We start from the raw sequence: 19,085 nt of genomic DNA, 5'->3' as shown, positions 1-19,085 counted from the left end.
CCCTACCTTTGCAACCGCAAACGAAAAAATGCGGAAATAGCTCAGTTGGTAGAGCATAACCTTGCCAAGGTTAGGGTCGCGAGTTCGAGTCTCGTTTTCCGCTCATGTTTCTTTGAAATGTTGGAACAATAATCTTTGCCCAGGTGGCGGAATTGGTAGACGCGCACGTTTCAGGTGCGTGTGTCGAGAGGCATGCAGGTTCGAGTCCTGTTCTGGGCACAAAGGTTAAACTTTAAAATTATGGAGAGGTGGCGGAATTGGTAGACGCGCTACTTTGAGGGGGTAGTGACAGTTATGTCGTGGGAGTTCGAGTCTCCTTCTCTTCACAGTTTATAAAAGTGAAATGCGGAAATAGCTCAGTTGGTAGAGCATAACCTTGCCAAGGTTAGGGTCGCGAGTTCGAGTCTCGTTTTCCGCTCTTGTTTCTTTGAAATAATGGAACTAAGTTTTGCCCAGGTGGCGGAATTGGTAGACGCGCACGTTTCAGGTGCGTGTGTCGAGAGGCATGCAGGTTCGAGTCCTGTTCTGGGCACCCATCTTTCAGATTTCTGAATGACGAAATTTAGTTTGCGGAAATAGCTCAGTTGGTAGAGCATAACCTTGCCAAGGTTAGGGTCGCGAGTTCGAGTCTCGTTTTCCGCTCCATATAGAATGAGGTTGTCAGTCGATAAGATTGGCAACCTTTTTTTGTATAATATTGGAAGTTTACCGGACGATTGTATCGATAGATTGAACGGAAAAACGTAATTTTGCAAACGAAAAAATCAATGTACTCCCCCCAAAAAGAGCGTCATTGATTCACACAGACCTTTAATTAATTTAACTATTTGTGATATGTTAACACAGATCATTAATGCACGCATCCTCACTCCGCAAGGCTGGTTGAAGGATGGGTCAGTTCTTATTCGTGACAATAAAATTCTGGAAGTAACCAATTGTGACCTTGCAATTATCGGAGCCAAACTGATTGATGCCAAAGGAATGTATATTGTTCCGGGCGGTGTAGAAATCCATGTTCACGGTGGTGGTGGAAGAGACTTTATGGAAGGCACCGAAGAGGCTTTCCGGACAGCAATCAAAGCTCATATGCAGCATGGCACTACCAGTATTTTTCCTACTCTTTCTTCTTCTACCATTCCCATGATCCGTGCAGCTGCGGAAACTACTGAAAAAATGATGGCGGAGCCTAATAGCCCTGTGCTCGGACTTCATCTGGAAGGACATTATTTCAATATGGCGATGGCAGGCGGACAAATTCCGGAAAATATCAAAGATCCCGATCCCGAAGAATATATTCCGTTGTTGGAAGAAACTCATTGTATCAAGCGTTGGGATGCCGCACCGGAACTTCCCGGAGCCATGCAATTTGGTAAATATATCACGGCGAAAGGGGTGTTGGCTTCGGTAGGACATACCCAGGCCGAGTTTGAGGATATACAGACAGCCTACGAGGCGGGATATACACATGCCACTCATTTTTATAATGCGATGCCGGGATTCCATAAACGGAAAGAGTACAAGTATGAAGGTACGGTAGAAAGTATTTATCTGATTGATGATATGACAGTGGAAGTGGTGGCAGACGGAATTCATGTGCCTCCAACAATCTTGCGCCTTGTTTACAAGATAAAAGGAGTGGAACGCACTTGCCTGATAACGGATGCATTGGCTTGTGCGGCCAGCGATAGTCAGGTGGCTTTTGATCCGCGTGTGATTATCGAGGACGGAGTATGTAAGCTGGCAGACCATTCAGCACTGGCGGGAAGTATTGCAACGATGGACCGACTGATTCGTACCATGGTGCAGAAGGCGGAAATACCTTTGGAGGATGCCGTGCGCATGGCTTCCGAAACCCCTGCCCGGATCATGGGAGTACTCGACCGCAAAGGAACGCTGGAGCGTGGCAAGGATGCCGATATGATTGCTTTAGACAGAGACTTGAATGTGAGAGCTGTATGGGCAATGGGAGAACTGGTGGAAGGCACCAATAAACTGTTTTAAATCTGATAAATAACGAAAACTATGTTGACTCAAATAATAAACGGAAGAATATTGACCCCGCAAGGCTGGTTGAAAGATGGTTCCGTATTGATTTGTGATGGAAAAATATTAGAGGTGACCAACAGTGATTTGGCGGTTATCGGTGCAACGGTTATTGATGCCAGAGGGATGACGATTGTGCCCGGATTTGTAAGTATGCATGCACATGGAGGTGGCGGACATGATTATACGGAAGCAACGGAAGAAGCATTCCGCATGGCAACTACTGCACATCTGAAACATGGTGCTACCGGGATATTTCCTACATTATCATCTACCTCGTTCGAAAGAATCTATCAGGCTGTCGATGTCTGTGAAAACCTGATGAAAGAGAAGGATTCTCCTGTTCTCGGCCTGCATATCGAAGGTCCTTACCTGAATCCGAAGATGGCGGGAACACAATATGACGGTTTTCTGAAAACTCCGGATGAAAATGAATATATTCCTTTATTGGAGCATACCTCTTGTATCAGACGTTGGGATATCAGTCCTGAACTGCCCGGCGCGCATGATTTTGCAAAGTACACCCGTTCGAAAGGAATTATGACTGCCGTAACACATACGGAAGCCGAATATGATGATATCAAGGCTGCGTATGCAGTGGGTTTCTCTCATGCTGCCCATTTTTACAATGCGATGCCGGGTTTCCACAAACGTCGTGAATATAAATATGAGGGTACGGTGGAGAGTGTATATTTGACGGATGGGATGACAGTGGAAGTGATTGCAGATGGTATTCACTTGCCTGCCACGATTCTAAAATTGGTTTATAAGTTGAAAGGTGTAGAGAATACGTGCCTCGTTACCGATGCTTTGGCTTATGCTGCTTATGAAGGGAACGAACCGATTGATCCTCGCTATATCATAGAGGACGGCGTATGTAAGATGGCAGATCATTCTGCACTGGCCGGTAGCTTGGCTACGATGGATGTATTGGTTCGCACCATGGTGAAGAAAGCGAATATACCTTTGGAAGATGCCGTGCGCATGGCTTCTGAAACTCCTGCCCGTTTAATTGGAGTGAGTGACCGGAAAGGGGCGTTGGCAAAGGGAAAGGATGCCGATATTGTGATTCTTGATAAGGAGCTGAATGTGCGATGTGTATGGTCGATGGGGAAGATTGTTCCGGGAACTGATATTCTGTTGCATAAAGAATAGTTGAAATAATCCCCAAAGAGGAGGGGCATAATGAATAATAAAACGCAGATTAACGCGAATTATCGCAGAAATAATTTTATAAGTCGTTGATTAATATATCAATATAAATGAAATAATCTGCGATAATTTGCGTTAATCTGCGTTTTGACACACTCCCTATATAAAAGCCAATGTTCTGTATGATATCAAAAGTCCGGCAGTTTATCATCATCAGAAGTTTCCCGGACTTTTAATGTATTTTTATTCTGAAAGTAAACTGGTTTCTATCAGTTCTTTCAATTGGTTTTTATTCATTGTACCTAATTTCATTGTCGGTTTGCCGTTCAGCGGGCAAAGTAACAGATTGGGAATGGTGCGGATTTTAAATGCACTTTCCAATTCCGGTTCCTGATCGACGTCTACTTTATAAATATCTAATTTCCCTTCGTATTCTTTAGCCAGTTGGTCTAATATAGGCGATAACGCTTTGCAATAAACGCACCACGGAGCATGAAAATCGACCAGGCAAGGTTTATTCCCTTTGAAGTTCCAGTTGTCAGGATAAGATTGATAATCAGCTACTTTTTCTACAAAACTATCTTTGGTTAAATCTATTATTTTCATATCTTCTATTTTTAATGGTTCATTTCATTTTCTCTTCTGCAAAGATAGGGGAGTTGGGATGAAAGAAGGATAGCCATTTTTCCTGTTGTGTTTACAATTCTTCCTTTATAGCTATTTTCTAATCGAATTCTAATCTGATATGAGAGGCTTATAATCGCTTTTTCCCATCTCTCCGGTTACAGAATTGTAATTTTGCCACGACAACTACAATAAGGTAATAAAGATAAATAGAGTAATGAATAGAGTATTTCTAATTTCCTTTTTTTCTTCTGTTGACAGGAGAAGTCTGTGCGCAACAAGTTACCACAGGAACATTAACCCTGAAAGAGGCAGAACAGCGTTTTCTGGAACGTAACTTATCGCTGATAGCCGAACGGTACAACATTGATGTGGCACAGGCACAAGTGCTGCAAGCCAAATTATTTGAGAATCCGGTAATCTCGTTGGAACAGAATGTCTATAACCGACTGAACGGGAAGTATTTTGATTTTGGTAAGGAGGGCGAAGCGGTTGTGGAGATTGAACAGGTGATTCATCTTGCCGGACAGCGAAATAAACAGGTGAAGCTCGAGAAAATCAATAAGGAAATAGCGGAATATCAGTTTGAAGAGGTGATGAGGACACTTCGACGGGAATTGAATGAGAAGTTCGTACAAGTCTATTTCCTTTCGAAATCCATATCTATTTACGAGAAAGAAGTGAACTCTCTGCAAGAGTTACTTGCCGGAATGAAACAGCAACAGGAGAAAGGAAATATTTCGTTGATGGAAATGTCCCGTCTGGAATCTATGCTGTTCTCTTTGAAAAAAGAGAAGAACGAACGGGAAAACGAGTTGCTGACCCTTAGAGGGGAACTCAATGTCTTGTTAAATCTTCCGGGAGATACTGTGATTAAGCTATCGCTGGATGAAGAAGTGTTAAAACAATTGGATCTGTCTCAATTATCGTTTGCCGACTTGAAAGCGATGGTGAATGAGCGTCCGGATCTCAAGATTGCCCGGAGCATGGTAAGTGCTTCCCGTGCGAACTTGAAATTGCAGAAATCGATGGCATTTCCGGAATTCTCGGTGAAAGGTAGTTATGACCGTGTCGGAAACTTTATCAATGACTATTTTGCAATAGGAGTGAGCCTGTCAGTGCCTATTTTCAACCGCAACCAGGGGAATATTAAAGCTGCCCGTTTTAGTATCCGGCAGGCGGGGGCGGAACAGGAAAATGCGGCTAACCATGCGGATATGGAGCTTTATACCGCTTATGCTTCACTGGATAAAGCTGTTCAGCTTTATCAATCTACCCATATGGAACTGGAACGTAACTTCGAAAAACTGATAGAAGGAGTGAATGAAAACTTTAAGAAACGGAATATCAGTTTGTTGGAGTTTATCGATTACTATGACAGCTATAAAGAAACTTGTATTCAGCTACATGAAATAAAGAAAGACGTTTTCCTGGCGATGGAAAACCTGAATACAACTATCGGACAAACTATATTGAACTACTAATATTCATAAATTATCAAAGACTATGAACTGGAATAAATTCCTTCCTTGCATATTGCTTACTACCGTATTGGGAGCATGCTCCGGTAAAGGAGAACAAACGAATGTTGAACCGACTGCCTTATGCCTGACAGATAGCTTGTTGAGAATTGTATCTGTCGATACAGTTCACGTTCAAGAGGTGATTGATGAACTGACATTGAACGGACGGGTGACGTTTAATGAGAATCAGGTGGCACATGTATATCCGATGTTTGGAGGTACGGTAACGGAACTGAAGGCTGAAATAGGAGACTTTGTTCGTAAGGGAGAGGTATTGGCAGTCATCCGCAGTGGAGAAGTGGCAGATTATGAAAAGCAATTGAAGGAGGCGGAACAACAGTTATTGCTGGCACGCAGAAATATGGATGCCATGCAGGATATGTATGCTTCCGGCATGACCTCGGATAAAGATGTACTTCAGGCGAAGCAGGAGTTGACAAGTGCCGAAGCCGAAGAAAGAAGAATAAAGGATGTTTTCTCTATTTATAATTTCTCCGGAAATGCTTATTATCAGCTGAAATCTCCCGTTTCGGGGTTTATTGTAGAGAAACGAATCAGCAGGGATATGCAGTTGCGTCCGGATCAGGGCGAAGAGCTGTTCACGATTTCGGGGTTGTCAGATGTATGGGTGATGGCGGATGTGTATGAAAGCGATATCAGTAAGGTTTCTGAAAGTGCTTCCGTACGCATTTCTACGTTGGCTTATCCGGATAAGATGTTTGCCGGTACGATTGATAAGGTGTATCATTTGCTGAACAGTGAAAGTAAAACGATGAATGTCCGTATCAAATTAAAGAATGAAGAGTATTTGTTGAAACCGGGGATGTTTACGAATGTAAGTGTGAAATGTAAAGCGGATGGAACTTCCATGCCCCGTATCGATGCTCATGCACTGGTATTTGAAGGAGGAAAGAATTATGTGGTCGTGGTGGAGCCGGATGAGCGTTTGCAGGTGAAAGAGGTGGATGTGTACAAGCAGTTGAGCAAGGAGTGCTATATCCGTTCCGGACTTTCCGAGGGAGACAGAGTGCTGAATAATAATGTATTGTTGGTATATAATGCGTTGAATGCAGATTAAAAACAGAAAATAGTATGCACAAATTCATAGATAATATAGTGGCTTTCTCGCTAAAGAATAAATTCTTTATTTTCTTCTGTACAGCGATTGCCGTTATAGCCGGAGCTGTTTCCTTTAAACATACTCCGATAGATGCTTTCCCGGATGTGACGAATACGAAAGTGACGATTATCACGCAATGGCCGGGACGTAGTGCCGAAGAGGTAGAGAAGTTTATCACCATTCCTGTTGAGATTGCGATGAATCCCGTTCAGAAGAAAACGGATATTCGTTCCACCACTCTTTTCGGGCTTTCTGTCATCAATGTAATGTTTGAAGATCGTGTCGATGATTTCACCGCACGTCAACAGGTATATAATTTATTGAATGATGCCGACCTTCCGGACGGGGTGACTCCGGAAGTACAACCTCTGTACGGACCGACGGGAGAAATATTCCGTTATACGCTTCGTAGTGACAAGCGCAGTGTGCGGGAACTGAAAACGATTCAGGATTGGGTGATTGAACGTAATCTTCGTTCGGTGTCCGGTGTGGCGGATATTGTGAGCTTCGGCGGGGAGGTGAAGACGTTTGAGGTAAGTGTGAATCCTCACCAGTTGATTAATTATGGCATTACCTCTTTGGAACTTTATGATGCGATTGCCAAAAGTAATATTAACGTAGGAGGCGATGTCATTACTAAAAGCTCACAGGCATATGTCGTTCGTGGAATCGGTCTGATTAACGATTTGGACGAATTGAGAAATATCGTAGTGAAAAACATCAATGGCACTCCCATTCTGGTGAAGAATCTTGCCGATGTACACGAATCCTGTCTGCCTCGTCTGGGGCAGGTAGGGCGAATGGATGAGGATGATGTTGTTCAGGGCATTGTAGTCATGCGGAAAGGAGAGAATCCGGGTGAGGTGATTGCAAACCTGAAAGATAAAATAGAAGACTTGAATCAGAATGTGCTTCCGAAAGATGTGAAGATAGTGGCGTTCTATGACCGGGAGGACTTGGTGAATCTGGCGGTAAAGACTGTGACGCATAACTTGATCGAAGGAATATTATTGGTTACGTTTATTGTATTGATCTTTATGGCAGATTGGCGGACTACCGTGATTGTTGCTGTCGTTATCCCATTAGCCCTTTTGTTCGCTTTTATCTGTTTACGGGTGATGGGAATGTCCGCCAATCTGCTTTCTATGGGAGCCATAGACTTCGGTATTATTATTGATGGGGCTGTGGTGATGGTGGAAGGAGTGTTTGTGGCTTTGGACAAGAAGGCAAGGGAAGTGGGGATGCCTGCTTTTAATGTGATGTCTAAAATGGGATTGATCCGCAACACGGCAAAAGATAAGGCGAAAGCGGTTTTTTTCTCCAAATTAATTATCATCACTGCATTGATTCCTATCTTCTCTTTCCAGAAGGTAGAAGGAAAAATGTTCTCTCCTTTAGCCTACACACTGGGCTTTGCACTGTTGGGAGCGCTGATCTTTACATTGACATTGGTTCCCGTGATGTCTTCCATGTTATTGAAGAAGAATGTCCGTGAGAAGAATAACCGTTTTGTCCATTTTATCAATACGAAGTGTTCGGCTCTTTTTGATTTATTCTATGCGCACAGGAAGCTGACTATCGGGTTGGCAACGGTCATAGCTGGTGTCGGATTATGGCTTTTCTCTTTCCTGGGTACGGAGTTTCTTCCGCAGTTGAATGAGGGATCTATCTATATTCGTGCCACCTTGCCACAAAGTATTTCGTTGGATGAATCGGTGGTTCTCGCCAATAAAATGAGAAGGAAACTTTTGACGTTTCCGGAAGTGCGGCAAGTGCTGTCGCAAACCGGACGACCGAATGACGGTACAGATGCTACCGGATTCTATAATATCGAGTTCCACGTTGATATCTATCCCGAAAAGGAATGGGAGAGCAAGCTGACAAAATTGGAACTGATTGATAAGATGCAGGAGGATTTATCCATTTATCCCGGCATTGACTTCAATTTCTCACAACCGATTACCGATAATGTGGAGGAAGCTGCTTCCGGTGTGAAAGGATCTATTGCGGTGAAAGTGTTTGGTAAAGATTTGTATGAGTCGGAGAAATATGCGGTTCAGATTGAAAAAATTCTTAGTACGGTTCAGGGAATTGAAGACTTGGGTGTGATTCGGAACATCGGTCAGCCGGAGCTTCGTATAGAGTTGAATGAACGTCAGTTGGCGCGTTATGGGGTTGCCAAGGAGGATGTGCAATCGATTATAGAAATGGCTATTGGCGGAAAATCGGCTTCACTGTTGTATGAGGATGAGCGGAAGTTCAATATCATGGTAAGATATAGCGAACAATTCCGTCAGAATGAAGAGGAGATAGGTAAGATATTGGTTCCGGCGATGGATGGAACGATGGTTCCTATCAAGGAATTGGCAGATATAACGACGATTACGGGACCGTTATTGATATTCCGTGATAATCACGCTCGTTTCTGTGCGGTGAAGTTCTCGGTGAGAGGCCGCGATATGGGTACGGCAGTTGCCGAGGCGCAGAAAAAGGTGAATGCTTCCGTGCATCTGCCGGCAGGCTATTCGCTGAAATGGACGGGGGATTTTGAGAACCAGCAACGTGCCACAAAACGTCTGGCACAGGTTGTTCCTATCAGTATTGCTATCATCTTTATCATCCTGTTTATTCTATTCTCTAATGCGCGGGATGCGGGACTGGTATTGCTGAATGTACCATTTGCCGCCGTGGGGGGTATTGTGGCTCTTCTGATAACGCAGTTCAACTTCTCCATTTCTGCCGGTATCGGTTTCATTGCTTTGTTTGGCATTTGTATTCAGAATGGGGTGATTATGATTTCCGATATTAAGGCGAATCTGAAACTGGGTTCGCCCTTGGAGAAAGCCACTAAGGAAGGAGTGCGCTCGCGTATCCGCCCTGTGATTATGACAGCGGCAATGGCAGCTATCGGTTTGATGCCCGCCGCCATGAGTCATGGAATTGGTTCGGAATCACAGCGTCCGTTGGCGATTGTCATTATCGGTGGATTGATAGGAGCGACTTTCTTTGCGCTGTTTGTCTTTCCTCTTATTGTGGAAGTGGTATATGAACGAATATTATATGATAAAAATGGAAAGTTATTGCAAAGACGTATTTAGTTCATTTCTATTCTGTGAAAAAAACTCTCATAGATTAAATTTGTAGGTTTTCAGTAGGTAGAGGGAGAAAGGAATAAAAGAAGGGTGAATTAAAAAATCACCCGTACTTTTGTTCCTTTTTCTATTTCTGAAAATATATCCAACTTTGCGTGATAAGCAGAGATGATTTTCAGGGTCAGGCTAAGTCCGATGCCTTGTCCGGCATAGTCCCGGGTATTACTGCCCCGATAGAAGGACTGGAATATGTGTGCTATTTCTTCTTGTGGAATACCGATTCCCCGGTCTTCTATATCAAGAATGATTTGTTGTTGCTCCCGGTAGAGAGTCACATAGACTTCTCTATCAGAGTATTTGCAGGCGTTATCTATTATATTCTTTAATGCTATCTTCAATAGATATGGATTGGCTTTTACGGTCATCTGCCGGTCTGTCTCTTCCAAATGAAGATGGATCCTTTCATCGGAAGCCGTCAACTCTTTTAATAGATCGGCCAGAATAATCTCTTCAATATTGTTTTTCAGGAGTTCTTCTTCTTGTCGTGAAAGAAAAAGAAGGTGCCGGATGAGGCTGGACAATCGTTTGCTTTCCGAAGAAATTCGTTGAAGGGATTCAATGTATTCTCCCGTACTTCTTTCTTTCAGCAGACTGATTTCACATTCTCCCTGAATGGCGGTAATCGGATTGTTCAATTCATGTGAAGCATGACTGACAAAGGACTTCTCTGCTTTGAATGCACTGTCCAGACGGTCGAGCATACTATTTAATGTCTTTATCATGTCCTCCAGCTCGTCATTATTGCCGGTGGTCTTTAATCGGCGGTTCAGACTGTTGGCACGTATTCTTTTCAGCTCCTTTAGTATGTGTTGCAGGGGAACCAGAATGCGGCCGGAGTATATTTTTCCGATGAAAAAGATCAGGACGGAACTGGCTAAGATGAGAAATATGGAAAGCAATAATAGGTGTTCCTTGATTTCTGTTCCGTAGGCATTCCGGGACATGACGAGTACGATAAAGTTTCCTTCATTATCCGGATAATAAAGGGCGGCTCCCAGTTGATCCTTATATTTGAAAGAGAAAGGGATGCTGTCCTGTCCTGCCAGCAGAAGAGCCTGCTGGTGTTGCGTGAGGTATTTATTCAGTGTATCACGCACTTCGGAGAGACTGTCCATATTTAAAAGAATCTCATGGGCTTCGGGCAGGAGTTCGTCATATTTGCGTTGGATAATCTGGTAGCTCTGTTCGTCTACTTCATCTTTTTCCCAATGCTTCTGTGCGGTCAGGTAGGCTTTTTCACGCAGGTAAGAAGCATAAAGCTTATTGATGTACTGTGTACTGAAAATATAAAATACGGCAATGATAATAACAGTGGTCAGTACACTGATTAATGTATAAAAAAGAGCTATTTTAGAACCTATTTTCATAGCCGGGGTGCTTGGGAGTTTAAGTATTCATGATATATCCTAGTCCTACGACTGTATGGATCAGCTTTTTATCAAAGTCACGATCAATCTTTACCCGGAGATAGTTCACATAAACATCTACGATATTGGTATTGGTGTCAAAGTTCTTGTCCCATACATCTTTGAGCAAGGTGATACGTGAGAGGGCAACCCCTTGATGGGTCATGAAATATTCGAGCAGGCGATATTCTTTAACGGTGAGGTCGATGTCTGTCTCACCTCTTCTGGCTTTCCGGGTATTGCAGTCCAGCACCAGATCGTCGCAAGTCAATAGATTGGAAGCTGCTTCCTTGTTGCGTCTCAATAGGGCTTTGATGCGCGCTTCCAGCTCCTGAAAACTAAAAGGTTTGACGAGATAACCGTCTGCTCCCGCATCCAGTCCTTTAACAATGTCTTCCGTTGTACCCAAGGCCGTCAGCATAATAACCGGAGTCTGATACCCGAACATCTGGCGGTAAAGGTGGCAAAGTTCCAGACCGTTTATTTTAGGCATGATAATGTCCAGTATCAAAAGGTCGAAAGGCTCGTCCTGAAGGATTTTCCAACCGGCGTTCCCGTCATGGCAGACGCTTACCGAATGCCCGAATTCTTTGAGTCCCCGTTCGATGAAAGAGGCGATATTAATTTCATCTTCAACCAATAGTATCTTTGCCATAATTCAGATTGTTTATGTGCAAAGATACTTTTTTCCTGGCATCCGGAGAAAGAAATCTGCGCTACATTTAAGTGTTTCTTCTTTTTGAGTTGTACTATATACAAACAATAGATATGCTATGAAAATAAATTGTGTCATTGGAGCTTTTCTGTGTGCTGGGATGTTATGGGTGTAGCAGTTCGAAAACAGAAGTGAAATCACCGGACGGTCATATCAAAATGGCTTTAACAGTAGACGACAACGGCAAACCGTTATATAATGTTTTAGTAGGTGACTCATTGTTGATTGAAAATAATGAAGGCCATCCGGTTTTCCAGTTCTTCCGCGACTTCGATCCGGATTGTGACGAATCGAAAGCATTGGCAGGAGAACCGGGTGAATTTGTAGCCATCGTGCGTAAAGCAAAGGGGAACTATTTTCTGAAAATACGTTGAACATATGAATGGCTCCGGAGGCGGACAGGCTATTTCATTTATAGCACTTTAAAAAGACTGATTGATTATAAAGTTAGACTGTTAATAATGGAAATAGGATTCGTTTTTAGGTAGAAAGATAGAAAACAGGTAGTATAAATAAAGTTGGTTAGAGGTTAGAAAAAAACGGTGGACAGTGTTGAGGTTGTTCACCGTTTTTGTTTTTATTTGCGAGAATACTTATCTTATTATTTGAGATATTATCCCTTTGCTTCCTGATACATAAAGCGTTTGATTGACTTTTTCGCAGTCTTTTCAAATTCTTCAAAATGGATTTTAATCTTGCTTATTTGAGAATAGTTAGGAAGCTGTTGATTCAATTCGATACGGTTTTGCTCCATTACTTTCTGAATATCCGTCTGCTGCAATCCATGAGCGAAAGCATCGTCGAAATCCGGGTAGATCAGGGCTACCAGCTTTTCGTGCTGTAAGACGATCAGTGACTCCGAAACATACGGCATGTTGTTCAGCTTGCTTTCAATTTCTTCGGGATAGATATTCTGTCCGCTAGAGGTGAGAAGCAGGTTCTTGCTACGTCCGCGGACTGTCACATAACCCTCTTCATCCAACGTACCGAGGTCACCGGTATGCAGCCAACCGTTAGCATCAATAATTTGTGCCGTAGCTTCCGGATTTTTATAATACCCCAGCATCATATTCATTCCTCTGCATACGATTTCTCCGGCATGCGTTTTCGGGTCCGGTGAGTCTATGCGGACTTCCATCCGGCTGGTTGCCTTTCCGCAGGAAGCAAGTTTCAGTGTTTCCCAACGGCTGGAACAAATAATCGGACCGCATTCCGTCATACCGTAAGCGATGGTGTAGGGGAACCCTATCTTTTTAAGGAAATCCTCTACTTCCGCATTGAAAGGAGCACCTCCGATAATAATCTCGTCAAAGTTTCCACCGAAGATTTCCATGGCAGCCTGTCGTGCCAATGATTTGATTTTATCATTCACAATAGGCACTTTCAGTAATAACTTGCCGATTTTGCTGTCTACTTTAGGAAGAATGTCTTTCTTGATAATTTTTTCCACAATCAACGGTACACAAGAAATCACTCTGGGTTTGATTTCGGAGAAAGATTGGGAAATGATTTTCGGAGACGGCATACGCGTCAGGAAATAGATGTGTGCACCTGCAGAGAATCCGTAAAGGAAATCATATACCATACCGAACACGTGTCCCATAGGCAACATGGAAACGATATGGTCTCCCGGTTTAACGGGAAGCATTTCGAAGCAATAAGCCACGTTCGACCAAAGACTGCGATAGGGGAGCATCACTCCTTTAGAGTAACCCGTGGTACCGGAAGTATAGTTGATGATAGCCAGTTCTTCCGGACGATCTTTCCGGTAACAAATATGTTCCGGGCGAAAGTTCTTGGGATACTGTTGGCCGTAAATAGCGTTCCGGTGTTCAAAAGCGTAAGTGAGTTTTTCGTTCCGGGACACTAATGCCGAGAAATCTGTCAGTGAAGCGATGCCCTCTAACAAAGGCATGGCATCTTCATTCAGGTTCTCCCATGCCTGGTCGCCGACGAAAAGTAATTTGGCCTCGGAATGGTTGACGATATTATGAATATTATCTGCCTTGAATTCATGCAAAATGGGAACAATAACAGCTCCGTAAGTGATGGTCGCCAAGAAAGTAACCGCCCAATGAGCACTGTTACGTCCGCAAACGGCTATTTTATCTCCCGGCTGGATGCCGGCACTTTCCAAGACGATGTGAAATTTAGCGATTTTACGCGCTACATCCTTATATTGGAGGGTAATTCCTTTATAGTCAGTTAAGGCATCTTTGTCCCAGTTTTTGATGATGCTTTGCTCAATATAATCAATGAACTGATGTTCTTGTTCCATTCGATTTTTGCACATTTAGTTTAAAACTGCGCAAAATTAATACTTCGTAGATGTAAACCGAATTTTAAATTCAAGTTTTACGGTTAATTAACGGAGGGGAATGAACAATTTTACCAGCCGGATAAAGGTCTTTCGTGTTTCTTCCTTAAAACTAGTTCATTGGCCTGTATAAAACGTTTCGTCTCCATGCATGAAGATGAAACGAATGTCTTGCAAAGGCAAGAGGTTTCATGCGTGGAGACGAATCAATTATGGTGTACTGAATAACTCTTTTCTGATGTTATTCTGAATCAGCATCTTCTTCTTTGGACTTCTCGGAAATAAGTAACAGTTTATCTCCTTCATGCAGTTTCAGCGTTCCGTTGGGAATCAGGAACTCATCTCCGCGCTTCACAATCATTACCAGCGTGCCTTTCGGAAGATTCATATCTTTCAATGTATCTGCTTCTTCCAGCATACTTTTAGTGATAGTCATATCACTAAGGTCAGAGTCAATTTCTTCCGGAAGTTCCACTCCGAAGTCGTTACCGGTTTTTTCCAGCGGTTTGGAAAGATTCAAAATCCGGGCGACGAAAGAAATGGTTGTTCCCTGTACGACCAATGAGACAATGGTAATAAAGAATACAATGTTGAAAATGAGGTTCGAACCTTCTACGCCCGCCACTACCGGATAGGTAGCAAAGATAATAGGAACTGCACCGCGTAATCCTACCCAAGACACGAAAATACGTGATTTCATCGTGATTTTCCGGAATGGAAGCAGACAGAGGAACACGCTTAACGGGCGGCCGATAATAATCATGAAGACACCAATCAACAATGCCACGGCAGCTACTTCCAGCATTTCGTGCGGGTTGACAAGCAATCCCAGGCAAAGGAACATGATGATTTGGAACAACCAGGTCAGTCCGTCCATAAAGGTGTAGATGTCTTTACGATGCATGATTTTATTGTTTCCTACCATGATACCCGCAATATATACGGCAAGGTAACCGTTACCTTTCAGTAAGTCGGTGATGGAGAAAGTGAAAAATACAAATGCAAGTAATAAGATAGGATACAAGGCCTGATTATCAATATTGAGCTTATTCAACATTCGGATGGCTAGCTTTCCAAGTATATATCCGGCAGCGGCACCAACGATGAACTGGATAATGAAAGATCCGACGATGGCTCCGACTCCCATACCTGCCGACTGAATGAACTGTATTAGGACAATGGTCAGCATATAGGCCATCGGGTCATTACTTCCGCTCTCCAGTTCCAGCATGGGACGAAGGTTGTGTTTCAAGTTCATCTTCTGTGAGCGGAGGATGGCGAACACCGAAGCCGAGTCAGTAGACGACATGGTAGAAGCCAAAAGCAGGGAAGTAGTGATAGGTAAATAGATATTAGACCAGCTCATACCTGATATCCACCAGATAAAGAGTCCGGTGAAAAGGGCTGTGAGTAGTACTCCGACAGTGGAAAGCACGATACCGGGACCTAGAATAGGTTTGATTTCTCTGAATTTCGTATCCATACCTCCCGAGAAAAGGATAATACTAAGGGCCACCATACCGATAAATTGGGCGTCTTTCGCGTCGTGGAACTGCAGGCCGAGGCCGTCACTTCCAAACAACATTCCTACTACGAGGAACAATAATAAGGTAGGTACTCCAAAGCGGTATCCGGTTTTTCCAACAACGATGCTGACGAAAAGTAAGATAGAACCGATAAGTAGAGTGTTTTCTGCTGTAAATATCATAGGCAATATATTATAAAGTTATAAAATTGTCGTATTAATTCTCACCGTGCGAAGTTACACATTATTAACAACAAATAAAAACCCTTTTTGGATGTATTTTTGTGAAAAAAGGGAGTTAAATTGTCTAAAAAGACTAATTTTGCAAAGAATAATCTACATTATACTTATGGATTCAAATAATCTTACACCTTTGAGGAAAGGGATGGTGGGGGTACAATTCTTGTTTGTAGCTTTCGGTGCTACGGTACTCGTGCCGTTATTGGTGGGGCTTGACCCTTCTACAGCTCTGTTTACAGCAGGTATTGGTACGCTTATCTTTCATGCGGTTACGCGTGGAAAGGTTCCTGTCTTTCTGGGGAGTAGTTTCGCATTTATTGCACCTATCATTAAAGCGACAGAACTTTATGGATTGCCCGGCACCTTATCCGGCATGGTTGGAGTAGCGTTAGTTTACTTTGTGATGAGTGCGCTTGTCAAATGGCAGGGAGTGAGGGTGATTGAACGGCTGTTTCCTCCTGTTGTCATAGGGCCTGTCATCATTCTGATAGGTTTGTCATTGGCGGGAACGGGAGTGAATATGGCAAAAGAGAACTGGGTACTGGCACTGCTTTCGTTGGTTACCGCAGTCGTTGTTTCAATGAAGGCCAAGGGGCTTTTGAAACTGATTCCTATCTTCTGTGGAATTGTTGTAGGGTATCTGGCTGCATGGCTTTTCTACGATTTGGATTTGTCCGGTGTCAGAGATGCTGCTTGGATTGGATTGCCGCAGTTTGTCTTTCCTAAATTCTCATGGGAACCTGTGTTGTTTATGATTCCGGTAGCCATTGCTCCGGTGATAGAACATATTGGTGATATCTATGTCGTTAATACAGTCACCGGAAAAGATTTCGTGAAAGATCCGGGGTTGCACCGTACTTTATTGGGGGATGGTCTGGCATGTTTCTGTGCCGGATTATTGGGTGGCCCTCCTGTGACAACTTATTCGGAAGTGACCGGAGCCATGTCTCTGACAAAGATAACCAATCCGCAAGTGATAAGAATAGCTGCCATTTCCGCTATCTTATTTTCTGTTATCGGTAAAATCAGTGCATTATTAAGATCCATTCCTAGTGCGGTACTGGGCGGCATCATGTTATTGCTTTTCGGAACGATTGCTTGCGCGGGAATTGGTAATCTTGTGAATAATTGCATTGATTTGAGTCGTACAAGAAATATAGTCATTGTGTCTTTGACACTGACTGTCGGTATTGGCGGCGCTGCTTTTAATTGGGGCGATTTTTCATTGTCCGGCATTGGACTGGCAGCTTTGGTGGGAGTGCTTCTCAATTTAATATTGCCAAAAGAAGATTGATATTCTATTTAAAAAGAAACTATTCAAAAAGATTCCATCGACTATGCGTGCGGGATAAACATAGAAATCCTGTTCAATATAGAAAAAGATAGTGACGGTATACGACAACAATACCGTCACTATCTTTATCATATACCGTCACTATTTTGCAGCCGGGAATCTCCAATTGAAATTTCCGGCTATTCCATTGTTGTTTAGGATAGGAACTTCACAATATCCTCATCTACTGTGCTGATGCCTCCGATTCCGAATTGTTCGATCAATACGTTCTTTACGTTCGGTGAAAGGAAAGCGGGGAGAGTAGGACCCAGATGAATATGTTTCACTCCTAAAGCCAGCAATGCCAATAAAACAATGACCGCTTTTTGTTCGTACCAGGCGATGTTGTATACGATAGGCAACTGATTTACATCATCCAGTCCGAAGATTTCTTTCAGTTTTAAAGCGATGACGGCCAGTGAGTAACTGTCGTTACATTGTCCTGCATCCAATACTCTCGGAATGCCGTTGATATCACCTAAAGCCAGTTTATTATATCTGTATTTGGCACAACCGGCAGTAAGAATCACGGTGTCACCAGGTAATTTTTGAGCAAATTCCGTATAGTATTCACGGCTTTTCATACGTCCGTCGCATCCTGCCATTACAAAGAATTTGCGGATAGCTCCGCTCTTCACGGCGTCCACCACTTTATCTGCCAGGGCTGTCACCTGTGCATGAGCGAATCCTCCGATAATCGTTCCGTTTTCAATGGCTATCGGTGGCTGACATTGTTTGGCGTGAGCAATCAGGGCAGAAAAATCTTTCGGTTTTCCGTCTTTGCGTTCGGGGATGTAATGTGCCCCTTCCAAACCACAGGCTCCTGTGATGTAAATACGATCCTTGTAGCTGGCATTTGCACGTGGCGGAACGATACAGTTACTTGTGAACAAGATAGGACCGTTGAAACTTTCAAATTCCTCTTTCTGCTTCCACCAGGCATTTCCGTAATTTCCTGCCAGATGCTTGTACTTCTTTAGTTGAGGATAATAGTGTGCAGGCAACATTTCGCTGTGAGTATATACATCTACTCCTGTGCCCTCCGTTTGTTCCAATAGCTCTTCCAGGTCTTTCAAATCATGTCCGCTGATTAATATACCCGGATTATTGCGTACACTGAGACTCACTTGTGAGATTTCCGGATTTCCGTAGCTGCTGGTATTCGCTTTATCCAACTGTGCCATTGCCGATACTCCATGCTTTCCTGTTTCCAAAGTCAGCTGAACCAGTTCTTCCACTGTAATATCATTGCGGGTCAGTTCGGATAAGGCATGTTGCATGAAAGCAAATATTTCCGGTGACTCGTAGCCCAGGTTATGTGCATGCTCTACATAGGCAGCCATTCCTTTCAGGCCATAGTGTACAAGTTCTTTCAGTGAGCGGACATCCTCGTTGGGAGTGCGAAGCACACCGACAGTTTTTGATTTTTCTTCAAACTCATCTTCGCTTCCATTCCAAAGACATTCGTCGGGAGCATTTTCAATCTTTACCTTGTTGGCAAGTTCCTTTTTCAGTTTCAGTCCTTCTTTGATTTTTTCAGTGATAGCCGCTTTATCAAAATTGGCGTTGGTGATGGTGATGAACAATGCATCATAGATAAATTTGTCTGCTTGTTCGGAAGGATGTCCATCTTTACGCAGATGTTCGTTGTAGACAGCAATTCCACGTACTACGAAGAGTAGTAAGTCTTGCAGGTTAGCCACTTCAGACGTTTTACCGCACACACCTTTCAAGGTACAACCGGTACCCATTGCGGTTTCTTGACATTGATAACAGAACATACTCATAACTTTTACGTTTTTAATTAGTCCAATAGTTTATTTCTTGAACGCAAAAGTAGAGGAAAGGTTTCAGGTGATTCTGTAACCAATGTTACAACAATGAATATTTTTTATATAGATACTTACTATTTGATTATTATCCGGTCAATATTCA

At 43.1% G+C, this 19,085-nt stretch carries 13 protein-coding genes and 6 tRNA genes; 13 read left to right on the top strand and 6 right to left on the bottom strand.

Features of this window, described 5'->3' with window-relative positions; all coding sequences use genetic code 11:
- Nucleotides 1-30: 30 nt before the first annotated feature.
- The 8 genes from NXV01_RS18605 to nagA (NXV01_RS18570) all read left to right on the top strand — a co-directional run bounded on the left by NXV01_RS18605 (nucleotide 31) and on the right by nagA (NXV01_RS18570) (nucleotide 3,198).
- Nucleotides 31-103 (top strand) — tRNA-Gly (locus tag NXV01_RS18605).
- A 34-nt stretch (nucleotides 104-137) separates the two neighbouring features.
- A tRNA-Leu gene (locus tag NXV01_RS18600) sits at nucleotides 138-219 on the top strand.
- A gap of 23 nt (nucleotides 220-242) precedes the next feature.
- Nucleotides 243-326 (top strand) — tRNA-Leu (locus NXV01_RS18595).
- Nucleotides 327-345: 19 nt separating this feature from the next.
- A tRNA-Gly gene (locus NXV01_RS18590) sits at nucleotides 346-418 on the top strand.
- Nucleotides 419-450: 32 nt separating this feature from the next.
- A tRNA-Leu gene (locus NXV01_RS18585) sits at nucleotides 451-532 on the top strand.
- A 37-nt stretch (nucleotides 533-569) separates the two neighbouring features.
- Nucleotides 570-645: transfer RNA gene (locus tag NXV01_RS18580), tRNA-Gly, on the top strand.
- A gap of 189 nt (nucleotides 646-834) precedes the next feature.
- Nucleotides 835-2,001, top strand: a complete 1,167-nt coding sequence (gene nagA / locus NXV01_RS18575; protein ID WP_008648092.1) for an N-acetylglucosamine-6-phosphate deacetylase — start codon at nucleotides 835-837, stop codon at nucleotides 1,999-2,001.
- A gap of 21 nt (nucleotides 2,002-2,022) precedes the next feature.
- Nucleotides 2,023-3,198, top strand: a complete 1,176-nt coding sequence (gene nagA / locus NXV01_RS18570) for an N-acetylglucosamine-6-phosphate deacetylase (RefSeq protein WP_148366949.1) — start codon at nucleotides 2,023-2,025, stop codon at nucleotides 3,196-3,198.
- Between the two features lie 240 nt (nucleotides 3,199-3,438).
- Here nagA (NXV01_RS18570) and NXV01_RS18565 read toward each other — a convergent pair whose 3' ends face one another.
- Nucleotides 3,439-3,801: a co-chaperone YbbN gene (locus NXV01_RS18565; RefSeq protein WP_004295721.1), complete on the bottom strand. Its 363-nt coding sequence runs from the start codon at nucleotides 3,799-3,801 to the stop codon at nucleotides 3,439-3,441.
- Nucleotides 3,802-4,073: 272 nt separating this feature from the next.
- On the opposite strand from NXV01_RS18565, the gene NXV01_RS18560 reads away from it, so the two are divergent.
- The 3 genes from NXV01_RS18560 to NXV01_RS18550 are packed head-to-tail and all read left to right on the top strand — an operon-like array spanning nucleotide 4,074 to nucleotide 9,560.
- Complete coding sequence (locus tag NXV01_RS18560) at nucleotides 4,074-5,303, top strand: TolC family protein (RefSeq protein ID WP_409012938.1); 1,230 nt, start codon at nucleotides 4,074-4,076, stop codon at nucleotides 5,301-5,303.
- 22 nt (nucleotides 5,304-5,325) lie between these two features.
- A complete protein-coding gene (locus tag NXV01_RS18555) occupies nucleotides 5,326-6,420 on the top strand; it encodes an efflux RND transporter periplasmic adaptor subunit (protein ID WP_259023052.1) in 1,095 nt (364 codons plus the stop codon).
- 14 nt (nucleotides 6,421-6,434) lie between these two features.
- The gene (locus tag NXV01_RS18550; RefSeq protein WP_148366946.1) at nucleotides 6,435-9,560 is read left to right on the top strand and encodes an efflux RND transporter permease subunit; all 3,126 of its coding nucleotides are present in this window, start codon (nucleotides 6,435-6,437) and stop codon (nucleotides 9,558-9,560) included.
- Between the two features lie 89 nt (nucleotides 9,561-9,649).
- Here NXV01_RS18550 and NXV01_RS18545 read toward each other — a convergent pair whose 3' ends face one another.
- Together NXV01_RS18545 and NXV01_RS18540 are read right to left on the bottom strand one after the other, a co-directional pair.
- Entirely contained in the window at nucleotides 9,650-10,981 is a 1,332-nt protein-coding gene (locus tag NXV01_RS18545; RefSeq protein WP_259023051.1) for a HAMP domain-containing sensor histidine kinase, read from the bottom strand.
- A 19-nt stretch (nucleotides 10,982-11,000) separates the two neighbouring features.
- Nucleotides 11,001-11,675 carry a response regulator transcription factor gene (locus tag NXV01_RS18540; RefSeq protein ID WP_259023050.1) on the bottom strand — a complete coding sequence of 225 codons (675 nt, stop codon included), beginning with the start codon at nucleotides 11,673-11,675 and terminating at the stop codon, nucleotides 11,001-11,003.
- A 137-nt stretch (nucleotides 11,676-11,812) separates the two neighbouring features.
- Between NXV01_RS18540 and NXV01_RS25915 the strand changes: the two genes are divergently transcribed.
- Nucleotides 11,813-12,109: a hypothetical protein gene (locus NXV01_RS25915; RefSeq protein ID WP_409012961.1), complete on the top strand. Its 297-nt coding sequence runs from the start codon at nucleotides 11,813-11,815 to the stop codon at nucleotides 12,107-12,109.
- Nucleotides 12,110-12,348: 239 nt separating this feature from the next.
- Here NXV01_RS25915 and NXV01_RS18530 read toward each other — a convergent pair whose 3' ends face one another.
- Complete coding sequence (locus tag NXV01_RS18530) at nucleotides 12,349-14,013, bottom strand: long-chain fatty acid--CoA ligase (RefSeq protein ID WP_074557018.1); 1,665 nt, start codon at nucleotides 14,011-14,013, stop codon at nucleotides 12,349-12,351.
- 280 nt (nucleotides 14,014-14,293) lie between these two features.
- Complete coding sequence (locus tag NXV01_RS18525; RefSeq protein ID WP_259023049.1) at nucleotides 14,294-15,760, bottom strand: potassium/proton antiporter; 1,467 nt, start codon at nucleotides 15,758-15,760, stop codon at nucleotides 14,294-14,296.
- 166 nt (nucleotides 15,761-15,926) lie between these two features.
- Between NXV01_RS18525 and NXV01_RS18520 the strand changes: the two genes are divergently transcribed.
- Nucleotides 15,927-17,111 carry a uracil-xanthine permease family protein gene (locus NXV01_RS18520; protein WP_148366944.1) on the top strand — a complete coding sequence of 395 codons (1,185 nt, stop codon included), beginning with the start codon at nucleotides 15,927-15,929 and terminating at the stop codon, nucleotides 17,109-17,111.
- A 194-nt stretch (nucleotides 17,112-17,305) separates the two neighbouring features.
- On the opposite strand, the gene hcp is transcribed toward NXV01_RS18520, so the two are convergent.
- The gene (gene hcp, locus NXV01_RS18515) at nucleotides 17,306-18,937 is read right to left on the bottom strand and encodes a hydroxylamine reductase (protein WP_234133603.1); all 1,632 of its coding nucleotides are present in this window, start codon (nucleotides 18,935-18,937) and stop codon (nucleotides 17,306-17,308) included.
- Nucleotides 18,938-19,085 lie beyond the last annotated feature (148 nt).

This window comes from Bacteroides sp. BFG-606, from assembly GCF_024788145.1.
In the GTDB taxonomy this organism is placed as follows: Bacteria; Bacteroidota; Bacteroidia; order Bacteroidales; family Bacteroidaceae; genus Bacteroides; species Bacteroides vicugnae.
Note: the sequence above shows the minus strand (reverse complement) of the source record. Positions and strands in the feature narration are given on the sequence as shown.

Excerpts from the sequence above, each read along its gene's own strand:
- NXV01_RS18545 (WP_259023051.1), bottom strand. The coding sequence starts at position 10,981 with ATGAAAATAGGTTCTAAAATAGCTCTTTTTTATACATTAATCAGTGTA.
- NXV01_RS18530 (WP_074557018.1), bottom strand. The coding sequence starts at position 14,013 with ATGGAACAAGAACATCAGTTCATTGATTATATTGAGCAAAGCATCATC.
- NXV01_RS18565 (WP_004295721.1), bottom strand. The coding sequence starts at position 3,801 with ATGAAAATAATAGATTTAACCAAAGATAGTTTTGTAGAAAAAGTAGCT.
- nagA (WP_008648092.1), top strand. The coding sequence starts at position 835 with ATGTTAACACAGATCATTAATGCACGCATCCTCACTCCGCAAGGCTGG.
- nagA (WP_148366949.1), top strand. The coding sequence starts at position 2,023 with ATGTTGACTCAAATAATAAACGGAAGAATATTGACCCCGCAAGGCTGG.
- hcp (WP_234133603.1), bottom strand. The coding sequence starts at position 18,937 with ATGAGTATGTTCTGTTATCAATGTCAAGAAACCGCAATGGGTACCGGT.
- NXV01_RS18540 (WP_259023050.1), bottom strand. The coding sequence starts at position 11,675 with ATGGCAAAGATACTATTGGTTGAAGATGAAATTAATATCGCCTCTTTC.
- NXV01_RS18525 (WP_259023049.1), bottom strand. The coding sequence starts at position 15,760 with ATGATATTTACAGCAGAAAACACTCTACTTATCGGTTCTATCTTACTT.
- NXV01_RS18520 (WP_148366944.1), top strand. The coding sequence starts at position 15,927 with ATGGATTCAAATAATCTTACACCTTTGAGGAAAGGGATGGTGGGGGTA.
- NXV01_RS18555 (WP_259023052.1), top strand. The coding sequence starts at position 5,326 with ATGAACTGGAATAAATTCCTTCCTTGCATATTGCTTACTACCGTATTG.
- NXV01_RS18550 (WP_148366946.1), top strand. The coding sequence starts at position 6,435 with ATGCACAAATTCATAGATAATATAGTGGCTTTCTCGCTAAAGAATAAA.